Here is a 12,358-nt window from a genome sequence, read left to right as displayed (position 1 = left end):
GGGGGGCCGTTCGCTGAGCCTCCTATCGGAATCGAACCGATGACCTATTCATTACGAGTGAATCGCTCTGGCCGACTGAGCTAAGGAGGCGGGTGCCCGAAGGCACGGACGATGAGTATACGGATGACCCGGCAGATTTCCGAACCGGCTCGACCGGCCCGTGGAACCGAGCCACGCGGCATACCGTCCCACCCCCATGAGCACCCAGCAGATGTCCCGTGGAGCGGTCGCCGCGGCGACCGCGGCGATGCTCGGAGCGGCCTTCTGGGTCGGCTCCCACTCCGGCCGGGAGGCCTCGGCCGCACCCCTCGTCTCCTACCCGATCGCGACCAACCCCGGCACCCCCGGCTACCCGACGAGCACGCCCGGCATCACCGTCACCGGCACCTCCGAGGTCGCTGGCAAACCGGACACACTGCGCCTGGACCTCAGCGTCCAGACCCGCGGTGACACCGTGGCCAAGGCCCTCGAGTCGGCCAACACCATCACCGCGCGGGTCCAGTCGTCCCTGACGAGGAACGGCGTGGCCGGCAAGGACGTCCAGACCTCCAACCTCCAGGTCCAGCCCGAGTACTCCTACCCCACGAACGGCAGCCCGGTGGTCAAGGGCTACACCGTCAGCGAGGGCGTCACCGCTACGCTCCGCAACCTCGGCAAGTCGGGCAACGCGATCTCCGCCGCCGTCAGCGCCGGCGGAAATGCCGTGCAGGTCAACGGGATCAGCCTCGACCTCGAGGACAACGGCAAGCTCCTCAGCACCGCCCGCGACCGCGCCGTCGCCAACGCGAAGACCAAGGCCGAGCAGTACGCGAAGGCCTCCGGACGCGACCTCGGCGCGGTCGTCAGCATCTCCGAGACGATCTCCGACCCGCCGCCGGTGGCCTACGACGTGCGCGCCATGGCCAGCAAGGACAGCGCGTCACCGGTGCCGATCCAGCCCGGCAGCGAGAACGTCGGCGTGACGGTCACCGTCGTCTACGCCTTCCGCTGAGCCCAGCGGCATGCCCCTCAGCACTTCGTGTTGTCGGCCGGGATCTTGCCCTTCGTGTAGTAGTCGTTGACGGCGTTGTCGATGCACTTGTTGGACGAGGTGTAGGCCGTGTGGCCGTCGCCATCGAAGGTCAGCAGCCGTGCGTTGGCCAGCTGGTCGCGCTCGCGCACCGCCCACTCGTAGGGCGTCGCGGGATCGCGGGTCGTGCCGATCACCACGATCGGACCACTGCCCTCGGCACTGATCTTGCGCGGACCCGGGCCGGCCTTGACCGGCCAGCTGCTGCACGTGGCGGCACCCCAGGCCAGGGCCGGGCCGAAGACAGGGGCCTTCACGCTCGCCTTGGCGACGAGGTCCTCGTAGTACTTCGGGTCCGGGCTGCCCGGGTTGTCGAGGCAGCTGATGGAGTAGAACGCCTCGAGCAGGTTGGAGGTGTACTTGCCGGTGGGGTTGCGCCGGGCGTACTGGTCGGAGAGCAGCATCAGCTTGGTGCCGTCGTCCTGGGTGACGACTTGGCGCAACGCCTCGGTGAGCGGCTTCCACAAGCGGGTGTCGTACATCGCCTGGGCAACCCCGAGTGTGGCCCAGCCCTCGGTGAGCTCGGACTCCCGGGCGTCGCGCATCGGCACGGGAGTGGCATCGAGCCGCTTCAGCAGGTCGCCCAGCCCCGACATCACCGCGGACTCCGAGTCACCGAGCGGGCAGCCGCCCCGCCTCACGCAGTCCTTGGCCCACGAGTGCGCCGCGCGCTCGAACCCCTCCGCCTGGCCGACGGCCGTCTCCTCCCAGGTGAGGTCGGGCGGCAGCACCCCGTCGAGGACGAACCGCCCGACCAGCTGGGGGAACAGCCCGGCGTAGACCGCCCCGAGCTGGGTGCCGTAGGACTTGCCGAGGTAGTTGAGCTTGGCGTCGCCGAGGGCCGACCGCAGGATGTCCATGTCCTTGGCCGTCTCGACCGTGGAGATGTGGCCGAGGAGGGGGCCGGTGCGCTGGAGGCAGCCGTCGGCGAGCACCTTCATCGAGTCGAGGTACTTCGTCACCTCGCTCGAGTCGTCGGGCGTGGGGTCCTGGGCGAGGAAGCCGTCCATCTCCTCGTCGGACAGGCAGTCGACCGGGCTCGAGCGCTGCACTCCCCTCGGGTCGAACCCGACGACGTCGAACCGCTGCCGCACCGGCCTGCCCGCGATCACGTCCGCCGCACGGGCGTAGTCGATGCCGGACGCGCCGGGACCCCCGGGGTTCACGACCAGCGAGCCGAGCCGCTGGGACTTCTTGGTGGCCCGCATCCGCACCACCTGCACGGTGATCGCCTCGCCGGCGGGCTTGGCGTAGTCGAGCGGGACGGACAGCCCGGCGCACTCACCCAGGACACAGCCCTTCCAGGACAGCGTCTGCCCGTAGAACTTCGCGAGCGCCTCCGACCCGGCTGGGGGTGTCCTTGCTGCGCTGGGCAGGGGCGTGACGGCGGGCTCGGAGTCTCCGCCGGGCAACAGGGAGCAGCCGGACAGCCCCATGGTCAGCGCAGCGGCCACGGCCACCAGGACTCGTCCCCTCGCAGTCATGCGCTCGACCGTATCCCGAGCGGCTGGGGAGAACTCACCGCGGCACGCGCAGCGAGATCGCCATGGCCTCCAGGGCGAGCAGTGGGGCGACGTTGAGGCCGATGCGCTCACGGGCCGTGCCGATGGCGTCCATCGCCTGGAGCAGCTGTTCGGCGCTCATCGACCGGGCGACGCCCTGCACGATCGGCAGGCTGTCCTGGTTGACCAGCCCGAGGGCGGCCCCGCTGTGCAGGATCAGCGCGTCGCGGTAGACCGACAGCAGGTCGACGAGCGACCGGTCGAGCACGTCGCGAGAATGTCGGGTGGCCCGCGCCTTCTGCTCCTTCTCGAGGCCCGAGAGCTGGCTGCGGATGTGGGGCGGCTGGGTGCGCGCGGACGGGTCGGCCCCCAGCACCTCCATCAGCCGCTGACGCTCCGCCGTGTCGCGCTCGGCGGCGGCGGCCGTGGACTCCTCGTCGGCGATCGACGCCAGGTCGGCGGCGGCACCGATCGCGTCGCCCACGCCGTGGATCCGGCCCGCGAGGCTGATCACGTCGCGGCGACGGATGCGGGCACCCTCGTCGCGAGCCAGCCGACGCGCGAGGCCGACGTGGCTCTGGGCCGCTCGCGCGGCATACATGGCCATCGGCATCTCGACGCCGTCGCGACGGTGGAGGAGCTCGGCGACCGCTTCGGCGGGAGGGGTGCGCAGGCGCACGTGGCGCGACCGCGAACGGATCGTGATCACGACGTCCTCGAGCGAGGGGGCGCAGAGGATCCAGACGGTGCGGGGCACCGGCTCCTCGATCGCCTTGAGCAGGGCGTCGGCCGCCCGCTCGGTGAGCCGGTCGGCGTCCTCGACGATGATCACGCGCCACGGCCCCACCGAGGGCCGCAGCGCCGACATGGCAGCCAGCTCGCGGGCCTGCTCGACCTTGATCGAGAGCCCCTCGGTGGCGATGACGTCGACGTCGGCGTGGGTCCCCTCGACCGCCGTGCGGCACTCGCGGCACTCCCCGCACCCGCCCCGCGGACACTCCAGCGCGGCCGCGAAGGCGCGGGCCGCCACGGAGCGCCCGGACCCCGGTGGACCCGTGAGCAGCCAGGCGTGCGTCATCGACGCGGGGTCGGTGACGGCGCGCTCGAGCGTGGCGACGGCCGAGTCCTGGCCGATGACGTCGCGCCAGACGCTCACGGCAGGACCCCCATGCCGCGCAGCCGCTCGACGACCCGGGCGTGGATCTCGTCGGGGCTGAGGGTGCCGTCGACGACGACGTAGCGCTGCGGGTTGCCCTGCGCCATCGCGAGGTAGTGGGCCCGGATCGCCTCGTGAAAGGTGTCTTCCTCGGCCTCGAGCCGGTCGTGCACGTCTCCGCGCCGGCGCCGCCCCTCGGCCGCCGAGACGTCGACCACCACGGTCAGGTCGGGCACCAGGTCGTCGACCGCCCACATGTTGAGGTCGTGGATCTCCTGGGCCCCGAGATCGCGCCCGGCCCCCTGGTAGGCCACCGACGAGTCGGTGTAGCGGTCGGTGAGGACGACCTCGCCCCGGTCGAGCGCCGGCCGGATGAGCTGGTCGACGTGGTGCGCCTTGTCGGCGGCGAACAGCAGGGCCTCGGCCCGCGGGGCGACGTGGTCGCCGTGGAGCACGAGGTCGCGGATCTCACGACCCAGCGTGGTGCCGCCCGGTTGGCGGGTCACCGTCACGGTGCGGCCGGCGGCCTCGAGGGCTTCGCGCAGCAGGGCCACCTGGGTGGACTTGCCTGCGCCGTCGCCGCCCTCGAAGGCGATGAAGAGTCCGTCGGTCACGGGCCGAGCCTAGGCCAGCGGACGGACAGGACCTGCGCGCGAGGTGTGCCGCGTGGCCGACTGGGCCACGCGGCACACCTCGACGGGTGGTGGAGCGGGTGGGTCAGGAGGTGCGGCGACGGACGCCGTAGGCACCCGCACCGACCAGCACCAGGGCGGCCCCCAGGCCGGCCAGGGGCAGGTTGTCCGAGCCGGTCTCGGGCAGGGTCGGGCGGGCTGCTGCGGCGGCCGGAGCCGCGGCCGGGGCCGGGGCCGGGGCGGCGACAGCGGCGGCGAGGACGGTGAAGTCACCGACGCCGAACGCGGTCGGGAACTCGTCCGAGTCGGGGTCGCTGAGGGCGGCCTCGAGGTCCGAGATGCCACAGGCGACCACGGCGAAGGCGTTGCCGGTCTCGGCGCTCTTGGGGACGGTGCCGGTGTAGGTGATGTCGCCGTTCGCGGCGGGGACGACGCTGTCCATCAGGAACGGCTCGTCGGCGTCCTCGTTGCCTGCGGCGACCGCGGCGACCTCGGTGCCGGCCGGGCAGGTGGCCTCGATCGTGAGGCGGGCACCGATCCGGACCTTGGACGGCGAGACGGTGACGTCGATGACCTCGAGGTCGGGGAGCGCGAGGATGAACACGTCCTCGGAGGCCGTGCCGACCGAGTCGCCGTCGGCGTAGACGAAGCAGTCGACCGTGACGGTGGCGTCGCCCTCGGCGTCGGACACGTCGAGCGTGGACTCCCACGTGAGGTCGGTGGCGACGTCGACGGAGTCCTCGGCGACGACGTCGTCCTCGACCGTGACGGTGACGACGGCAGAGGTGCTGCCGTCGGCGCAGGTGCCCGAGGACTCCAGGGGCTCGTCGGCGAAGACGACCCCGTCCTCGGACTGGACGACGATGGTGGTGTCGGTGGCGGCGGCCTGGGCGGCGCCGCCGGACAGCAGCACCCCACCCAGGGTGAGCGCGGCGACAGCGGCAGTGGTGCGGAGACGAGCAGAGAGCACGGTGGAGTTCCCCCGGTGGTGTGGTTGTTGACCCTTCGACCGCGAAGGCTAGCGATCGTGACGCGCAGACCCACCCACTTCGGGAAAGTCTTCGGGGTGTCGCGGACAAACCCACCCAAAGGGACGAGATCAGCCGGTTGCGGAGGCCGCGCAGCCGGCGCTGACCAGCGGCTCCAGGGCCCGGGTCGTCTCCGGGGTGACGAAGGCGAACGGGACCGCGGTCCCCTTGGCCCGAGCCGGCACCGTCACCTGGCGGCCGGCGGCCAGCGCATCCTGCAGGGACCGCCCCAGGGCGACCAGGCCGACCGGGCCGAGGTCGGCGTCCCGGCGCAGCCGCGGACCCACCGACCAGGCCGCCCGCTGGAGCGTGACCGGGTCATCGAGGCGCGCGGCGACCTGGGTGAGGACGTCCTTGGCGTGGGCGGTGCGGGTCGGGTCGGCCGTGGTGTCGCCGACCCACCGGCCGTCGACGAGGACCTGCGGGCTCCGCGAGCGCACCCAGGCGAGCGCCCCCCGGCCGTCGAGGTGGTGCACACCGGAGTTGGACAGGTCGAGCCGCGCGCGGACGTCGCGCGTCGGCCGGTCGACCCGGACGGTGACCCCGCCCGTCGCGTCGACCAGCTGGACGAGCGCCGCCATGTCGACGACCAGGACGTGGTCGACCCCGATCCCCAGGTCCTGGCACAACGAGTCGACCAGCGACTGAGGCCCGTCCTGCAGGGCGAGGCCGAGGCGGTGCGGGGACCCGCGCCGCTGGCCGACGTAGAGATCTCGCGGCAGGGAGTAGAGCGTCGCGCGGCCCTGGGCGTCCCCGCGCAGCAGGAGCACGAGGTCGGCGCGCTCCCCCGACGGCTGGTGGCGGTCGGCGTAGCGGGCCCGGTCCGCGGTGGCCAGGCGGTCGCGCGAGTCGGACGCGGCGAGCAGGTAGGTCGTGCCGTCGTCGGAGCCGGGCGCCGTGACGGCGACGGTCGGCACCCGATGAGTCACCACGAGGCCGTCGACCACCGCGGTGAGGAGCAGGAGGACGACCACTCCCGCCACTGCGAGGAGCAGCGTGCGGGGTCGGGGACGTCGGGACACAACGGACAGTGTGACGGACGAACCGCGCCCCCCCCGCAGCCCACGCCACTCGTGCAGCAACCTTTGCTAGCAAAGGCTGCGAGCTCACGGACAGGTTGCAACCCGTCCTCCAACCAGTTTCCTTTGCTAGCAAAGCTTGCGGGCAGAGGGGTATGCCGCGTGGCCGGCTCGGGCACGCGGCATACCGCGGCGTTGGTCAGGCACCGAGGTGCGCCCCCTCGGCGTGCTCGCGCTCGCCGCCTCGCCCGGCTACGACGAGCGGGATGCCGCCCACTCCGCCGCGGTCACGGCATACAGGTAGTCGTCCATGCGGGGGTGTCCCCCGCCCTCGCTGCCCGCGGTGGTGACCCCGATCCGACGCAGCCCCACCTTCTCGAGCACCCGCTGCGACGCGACGTTGGGGACGAAGACGTCGGCCTGCACCATGGCCACTCCCAGCTCGGTGAAGCAGAGCCGCACGAGCGCCTCGGCCACCTCGGTGGCCAGACCCCGGCCGGCGCTCGCGGGGTGGAGGGTGTAGCCGATGAAGGCCGTCCGCATGCCGTTGTCGTCGGGCTCGAACCGGACCATGCAGTCCCCGACCACGGCGCCCTCCACCTCGATCACGAGTCCCAGCAAGGGGCGCGGGTGCCCGGGCCGGGAGCGCTCGAGGTTCTCGGCGATCCGCTCGTCGACGTCGGACGGGCTCATCGGCCCGCGCCCGAGGTAGGTCGTGACGTCCTCGCGGCCGCGGTAGGCGTGCACCGCGTCACGATCTTCCGGAGCGACCGGCCGCAGCGACGTGCGGCGGGTCCGGACCGGCCACGTCAGCGCAGCGAAGCCGACCGGTCCGGAGCCCATCCTCCGAGGGTAGGCCAGCGCCGGCCCCTGCTGCCCCCGGCGCCGGCGCCTCCCGCGGCCTCCCCCGGCCCTCCCGCGGCGCTCCCGCGGCCTACTGCTCCTGGCGGTCTGCGTTGGCGTAGATGGCGTCGCGGACGTAGAGCGCCATGCCCGGTCGGATCTCGTCGTAGGTCGCCGTGAACCTCGGGTCGCTCGTGTACATGTCGGCGAGGTTGCGGTGGAACTGGGGCGAGCAGTCGTAGAACCGCTCGTTGATGTTGCGCCGGTGGGCTTCGGCGGCATCCATCGCGGCGACACTGGTGGGCGGCTCCCCGGCGTCCATCGCGTCGGTGAAACCCCGGTGCAGGGCGTCGCTCTCGGCCTTCACGGCGGCCCAGTCGGCCTTCGTGTAGCTCTTGGTGCGCCGCTGCGACTCCTGCCACGCGTCGCTGTCACCCCACCGCTGCTCGGCCTCGGCGTGGGCGTCCTCGAACCCGTCGCCGAAGAGCTCCTTCAGGTCCTCGGTGGTGGCTTGTTCGTCGTTCATCGCTCTCTCCAGTGCTCGGTCGATGGCTGTGACGAGGTCGCTGATCTCGTCGAGCCGTTGCTGGACCGCTGCGCGCTGACGCCGCAGGTGCTGCTCGACGCTCTCGGGGTGGTCGAGGAGGAGGGCGATCTCCTCCAGGGCGAACCCGAGCCGGCGGTAGACCACCACGTGCTGCAGGCGCGTGAGGTCACCGTCGGTGTAGAGCCGGTAGCCCGCCCGCGATCGCTCGCTCGGCTGGACCAGCCCGATCTCGTCGTAGTGGTGCAAGGTCCGCACGGTCACGTCGAGCCGGTCGGCCACCTGTCCCACGGTGAGCAGGGTCTGCGTCCGCTCGGTCATGCGACCACTGTGCCGCCTCACGCCGCGTGAGGGTCAAGCCCCATTCCGCCCGGTCGCCCCCCGGCGGAGGGGTATGCCGCGTGGCGGCGGGTCAGCGGCTGCCGACCGACGGGATCGAGGAGACCACCCGCAGGCCCCACAGTGCCGCAGGCAGCAGCAGGAGACCCAGCGCCGCATAGCCACCTGCGACCCCGAGGCCGGCCACGGCGAAGCCACCGAGGCCACTGGCGGCGCCGACGCTCCACGACATGAACGAGCCCACCGCCACGGTCTCCGAGGCCGGGGTGTGCTCGGTGAACGCGGCGATCATCCCGAGGAACCAGACCCCTAGCCCGCCGATCAGGGCGTTGGCCGCGACGCCGTAGAAACCCCGTCCGAGCGAGTCGGCAGGGTGCTGGAACGCGACTCCCATCCCGGCGCCGAGGATCATCAGCGACACCGCCGACGCGACCGCGAGCCGGAGGCTGCCGCCCAGCCGACTGAACAGCCCGATCTTCGTGGCGATCAGCGCGGCGATCGCACCGCCGGCGGGGGACGCCGCCATCACGAACGGGAGGAGCGGGCCACTCGTCACGGCCGGGCTGGCGGCCTCCGGCACGCTGGCCACGAGCGCTCCGATCCAGGTCACCACCGCGAGCATCCGCAGCACGGGGCTCGACCACACGACCCGGGCCGCGTTGCCGAAGGTCTCGGCGGTGCCCTGGCCGATCGGCCGGGCCGCCATCGGCCCGAACCTGATGGTGGCGATCACCAGGCCGGCCACCGTGAAGCTGAGCGCGTCGATGACCAGCGCGGACCGTGGGCTCAAGGATGCCGCGAGCGCCCCGCCGGCGGCCAGGCCGAAGACCTGGACCGCTTGGGTGAAGGACCCCACCGTGCCGTAGAAGCGGGCCCGGACCGCGTACGGGACGGCCTCGGTGAGGGCAGCCATCTGCACGCCGCGAGCGGCCACCCCGGTGGCGCCCAGCAGCGCCGCCGCCAGGACGGCGGTCGCGGCGCCCGGCGCGATGATGGCCGGCACGAGGGAGAGCACCCCGATGAGGTTGAGGACGAGCAGGACCCTGCGCCGCTGCCGGTGCTGGAGCCGCGGCGCGACGACCAGGGTCACCAGCAGGCCGGGCAGGATGTGCGCGGCCAGCACCATCGCCGTGCCCACGAGCTGGGTGGCGTTGTAGCCGACGACGAGCAGCGCGGCGAGCCCGACGTAGGTGCCGAGGCCGTCGATGACGTTGGCGATGGCCAGTCGGTAGGCATCCGGGTGGTTGCGCAGGCGGCTGGCGTCGGCCTCGTCAGTCACGCTGCTCCGAGGGTGGTCCCTCACGGTAGTGATCGGCCTGCAGGGCACGGTATGAGGCACGAGTGGTGGTCCGGTTGCTGCGGGCCAGCACGAACCGGTCCCACGCCTCGTCCGACCAGGCGTCGATCCCGGCGCCCGAGGTCCGGACGGGAGCGTTCTCCTTGGCGTAGCCGGCGACGGCGACCGGGTGGATGACCGCCATGGGCGAGTTGCGCGTGAAGCGCGCCACGGAGCCTTCAGAGCGCAGCCGCACCATGACCGGCAGCACCGTGCCGGACCAGGCCGTCTCGACGACGCCCTCGACGATCTCGTACTCGCCGCCCACCCGGGGCCAGTTCGGCACCGAACGGACCAGCATGGCCCAGCCGGGAGCGGTGACGCCGACGATCCCGCTGAGGTACTGGAACTCGCGGGGGTCGCCGAACGGGCTGGGGTCGATCAGGGGCATCTGGTCGAGGTCGATCTGCTCCGCCGCCGCCCGCCGCGCCGCGTCCTTGATCTCGAGGACCTCGTGCACCCGGGGGTGCCGTGGCCCGTCACCGATGATGGGCGACCAGGGGCCGATCTCGCTGCTCTCGTCGTCGATGTACGCCATGTCGAGGGCGTCACCCTGCCACCGCACGGCGAAGGACACCGCCGGGGTGAGCACCCAGCCGATGGAGGACGCGGTCGTGATCGGGGGACAGCGCTGGACGGCCACCAGGGGCAGCGCGTTGGGAAGGACCTCCCGCGCGGGACGAGGCAGGGGCGCGTCGGGGTAGAGGCTGTAGAACTCGGCGTCAGGACCGCGCTGGGGCAGCGCGGAACGCCGCGGCGCTTCCTGGCGACTTTCGCCGTTGTCGTGTTGCACAGACCCTCATTTCGCTGACCCCCGTGAGAATGACTGACGGTGCAGCGAGGTGCAACCTGACACGTCCCTCTAGAGCGAACCGACTCTAACCCAGGCCGTCAGGAGTCGCGGGACGTGCGACGCCTGCGGAGCCAGGAGTTCAGGCCGTTGCGGGCCGTGCCCCAGATGCCGTGCCTGAAGGCCAGCACGATGACGACGAAGATCGTGCCGGTGACGATGCCGATGCCGTTGAAGCCCGACGACGCGAGCTGGTCCTCGAGGGTCACCACCAGGGCGGCGCCGACGACCGCACCCCACAGGGTGCCGATCCCGCCCAGCACCGTGATCAGCACGACCTTGCCGGAGGTGGTCCAGATCAGCTCCTGCAGCGACGCGAACCCGTGGCTGATCGAGAAGACGCCACCGGCGAGCCCGGCCAGCCCGGCCGACAGCACGAACGCCATGATCTTGTAGCGCTCCACGTCGTAGCCCAGGGCCCGCGCACGCGCCGGGTTGTCGCGGATCGCCACCAGGACCCGGCCGAACGGGCTGTTCACGGTGCGCCAGGCGATGAAGACGCCGAGCAGGATGATCGGCAGCGCCGCGTAGTAGAAGTAGAACGAGTCGGCGTTGATGGTGTCGGTGGCGGGGCCGAGGTTCTTCGGGATGCCCTGGAGCCCGTTCTCACCACCGGTCACCGAGCGCCACTGGTTGGCGATGAAGTAGACCATCTGGGCGAAGGCCAGCGTCACCATGGCGAAGTAGATGCCGGTGCGCTTGACCGACAGGTAGCCGATCGGCACGGCCAGCACCATCGCGGCGACCGCGCCGCCGAGCACGGCCAGCGGGCAGGGCACGCCGACGTGGGTGGCGATGAGGCCGGTCGTGTAGGCCGAGGTGCCCCAGAAGGCGGCGTGCCCGAACGACAGGAGGCCTGTGTAGCCCAGCAGCAGGTCGACCGAGATCGCGAACAGTGCCCACGCGGCGATGTCCATCGCCACCGGCGGGTAGATGAACCACGGCAGCGCGAGGGTCACCACCAGGCCGACCGCCAGCATCGCCCACCGGACGACGGGGCGGCGGGCCGCCACCACGGGACCGGCGGGCAGCTCGACGTCGACCTTGCGCTCCAGCTGCGCACTCATGACGCGGCCTCCTCTCGCCCGAACAACCCGGAGGGCCGGACCAGGATCACCAACGCCATCAGCATGAAGATGAACACCTGGCTGAACCGGCCGGCATACCCCTGGCCGTACGCCTCCACGAGGCCCACCAGGAAGCCCGCGACGACGGCGCCGAGGATCGAGCCCAGTCCGCCGATCACGACCACCGCGAACAGGATGATGATGAAGAAGCTGCCCATGTCGGCGGTGACCGAGCCGGTGGGCGCACGCAGCACTCCCGCCAGCCCCGCCAGGGCGATGCCGAAGCCGAAGACCGGGGTCACCCAACGGCTCACGTTGATGCCGAGCGCCCGGGACCGCTCGGCGTCCTCGGTGGAGGCTCGCACGATCATGCCGACCCGGGTCTTGGTCAGCACCAGCCAGACCGCGAGGCAGACGCTGATCGAGAAGACCGCCGCGAACACCTGGTAGGTCGACAGCGACACCGCCCCGAGGGTGATCCGGCCGTCGAGCCCGGCCGGCAGTGGGTAGGGCAGACCGGAGACCCCGTACTTGCGCTTGACCACGTCGACGAGCAGGAGGGTGAGCCCGAAGGTGAGGAGGAAGTTGTAGAGCGGGTCGAGCCGCAGCAGCCACTGGACGAGCAGCCGCTCCATCAGCACCCCGAACAGGAACATCGCGATCGTCATCAGCGGCAGCGCCCACCAGAACCCGAGGCCGGTGGCATCCAACAGGACGGCCGCGCCGACCGCGCCGAGCATGTAGCAGGCACCGTGGCTGAAGTTGACCACGCCGAGGACACCGAAGATCACGGCCAGTCCCAGCGCGGCCAGCGCGTAGAAGCCACCGAGGGCCAGGCCCTGGAGCGTGTACTGGATGAAGGCGGTCATGTGGCTTCCCGTGGTCGGTGCGGTGCGGTTGTTCTCGAGCTTCGGCCCGGCGCGGTATGCCGCCCGCTCGGGGCGAGCGGGCGGCATACCTCGCGCTCGTGTGG

The 12,358-nt window shown here is 71.8% G+C and carries 12 protein-coding genes and 1 tRNA gene; 1 reads left to right on the top strand and 12 read right to left on the bottom strand.

Annotated features, from left to right (window positions below; genetic code table 11):
• Positions 1-16: 16 nt before the first annotated feature.
• Positions 17-90, bottom strand: a tRNA-Thr gene (locus ASG91_RS06280).
• A 106-nt stretch (positions 91-196) separates the two neighbouring features.
• On the opposite strand from ASG91_RS06280, the gene ASG91_RS06275 reads away from it, so the two are divergent.
• A complete protein-coding gene (locus tag ASG91_RS06275; RefSeq protein ID WP_056921716.1) occupies positions 197-991 on the top strand; it encodes an SIMPL domain-containing protein in 795 nt (264 codons plus the stop codon).
• A 17-nt stretch (positions 992-1,008) separates the two neighbouring features.
• Here ASG91_RS06275 and ASG91_RS06270 read toward each other — a convergent pair whose 3' ends face one another.
• The 11 genes from ASG91_RS06270 to ASG91_RS06220 form a co-directional block, all read right to left on the bottom strand.
• The gene (locus tag ASG91_RS06270) at positions 1,009-2,553 is read right to left on the bottom strand and encodes an alpha/beta hydrolase (protein ID WP_056921715.1); all 1,545 of its coding nucleotides are present in this window, start codon (positions 2,551-2,553) and stop codon (positions 1,009-1,011) included.
• A 34-nt stretch (positions 2,554-2,587) separates the two neighbouring features.
• Positions 2,588-3,727, bottom strand: coding sequence for a DNA polymerase III subunit delta' (locus ASG91_RS06265; protein WP_056921714.1), 1,140 nt, complete (start codon positions 3,725-3,727; stop codon positions 2,588-2,590).
• On the bottom strand, positions 3,724-4,341 hold the full coding sequence (tmk, locus tag ASG91_RS06260) for a dTMP kinase (protein ID WP_056921713.1): 618 nt from the start codon (positions 4,339-4,341) through the stop codon (positions 3,724-3,726). Before tmk ends, ASG91_RS06265 begins: the two co-directional genes overlap by 4 nt.
• Before the next feature lie 103 nt (positions 4,342-4,444).
• Positions 4,445-5,329 (bottom strand): LPXTG cell wall anchor domain-containing protein, encoded by an 885-nt coding sequence (locus ASG91_RS06255; RefSeq protein ID WP_056921712.1) that lies wholly within the window; start codon positions 5,327-5,329, stop codon positions 4,445-4,447.
• 129 nt (positions 5,330-5,458) lie between these two features.
• Positions 5,459-6,409: an LCP family protein gene (locus ASG91_RS06250; protein WP_157582255.1), complete on the bottom strand. Its 951-nt coding sequence runs from the start codon at positions 6,407-6,409 to the stop codon at positions 5,459-5,461.
• A 249-nt stretch (positions 6,410-6,658) separates the two neighbouring features.
• Positions 6,659-7,249, bottom strand: coding sequence for a GNAT family N-acetyltransferase (locus ASG91_RS06245; protein WP_056921710.1), 591 nt, complete (start codon positions 7,247-7,249; stop codon positions 6,659-6,661).
• A gap of 91 nt (positions 7,250-7,340) precedes the next feature.
• On the bottom strand, positions 7,341-8,114 hold the full coding sequence (locus ASG91_RS06240; protein ID WP_056921709.1) for a MerR family transcriptional regulator: 774 nt from the start codon (positions 8,112-8,114) through the stop codon (positions 7,341-7,343).
• 91 nt (positions 8,115-8,205) lie between these two features.
• On the bottom strand, positions 8,206-9,411 hold the full coding sequence (locus ASG91_RS06235) for a hypothetical protein (protein WP_056921708.1): 1,206 nt from the start codon (positions 9,409-9,411) through the stop codon (positions 8,206-8,208).
• Complete coding sequence (locus ASG91_RS06230) at positions 9,404-10,261, bottom strand: DUF6065 family protein (RefSeq protein ID WP_056921707.1); 858 nt, start codon at positions 10,259-10,261, stop codon at positions 9,404-9,406. The genes ASG91_RS06235 and ASG91_RS06230 overlap by 8 nt, the downstream gene beginning before the upstream one ends.
• Before the next feature lie 98 nt (positions 10,262-10,359).
• Positions 10,360-11,385 carry a branched-chain amino acid ABC transporter permease gene (locus ASG91_RS06225; protein WP_056921706.1) on the bottom strand — a complete coding sequence of 342 codons (1,026 nt, stop codon included), beginning with the start codon at positions 11,383-11,385 and terminating at the stop codon, positions 10,360-10,362.
• A complete protein-coding gene (locus ASG91_RS06220) occupies positions 11,382-12,341 on the bottom strand; it encodes a branched-chain amino acid ABC transporter permease (RefSeq protein ID WP_235545442.1) in 960 nt (319 codons plus the stop codon). Before ASG91_RS06220 ends, ASG91_RS06225 begins: the two co-directional genes overlap by 4 nt.
• Between the last annotated feature and the right edge of the window lie 17 nt (positions 12,342-12,358).

Origin of the sequence: Phycicoccus sp. Soil802, assembly GCF_001429605.1 — a bacterium.
Taxonomy (GTDB): domain Bacteria; phylum Actinomycetota; class Actinomycetes; order Actinomycetales; family Dermatophilaceae; genus Pedococcus.
This window is presented reverse-complemented; position numbering and strand designations above follow the sequence as displayed.

What these genes read in the sequence shown, in the direction of transcription:
- ASG91_RS06275 (WP_056921716.1), top strand. Translation starts at nt 197, where the DNA reads ATGAGCACCCAGCAGATGTCCCGTGGAGCGGTCGCCGCGGCGACCGCG.
- ASG91_RS06270 (WP_056921715.1), bottom strand. Translation starts at nt 2,553, where the DNA reads ATGACTGCGAGGGGACGAGTCCTGGTGGCCGTGGCCGCTGCGCTGACC.
- ASG91_RS06245 (WP_056921710.1), bottom strand. Translation starts at nt 7,249, where the DNA reads ATGGGCTCCGGACCGGTCGGCTTCGCTGCGCTGACGTGGCCGGTCCGG.
- ASG91_RS06240 (WP_056921709.1), bottom strand. Translation starts at nt 8,114, where the DNA reads ATGACCGAGCGGACGCAGACCCTGCTCACCGTGGGACAGGTGGCCGAC.
- ASG91_RS06225 (WP_056921706.1), bottom strand. Translation starts at nt 11,385, where the DNA reads ATGAGTGCGCAGCTGGAGCGCAAGGTCGACGTCGAGCTGCCCGCCGGT.
- ASG91_RS06220 (WP_235545442.1), bottom strand. Translation starts at nt 12,341, where the DNA reads ATGCCGCCCGCTCGCCCCGAGCGGGCGGCATACCGCGCCGGGCCGAAG.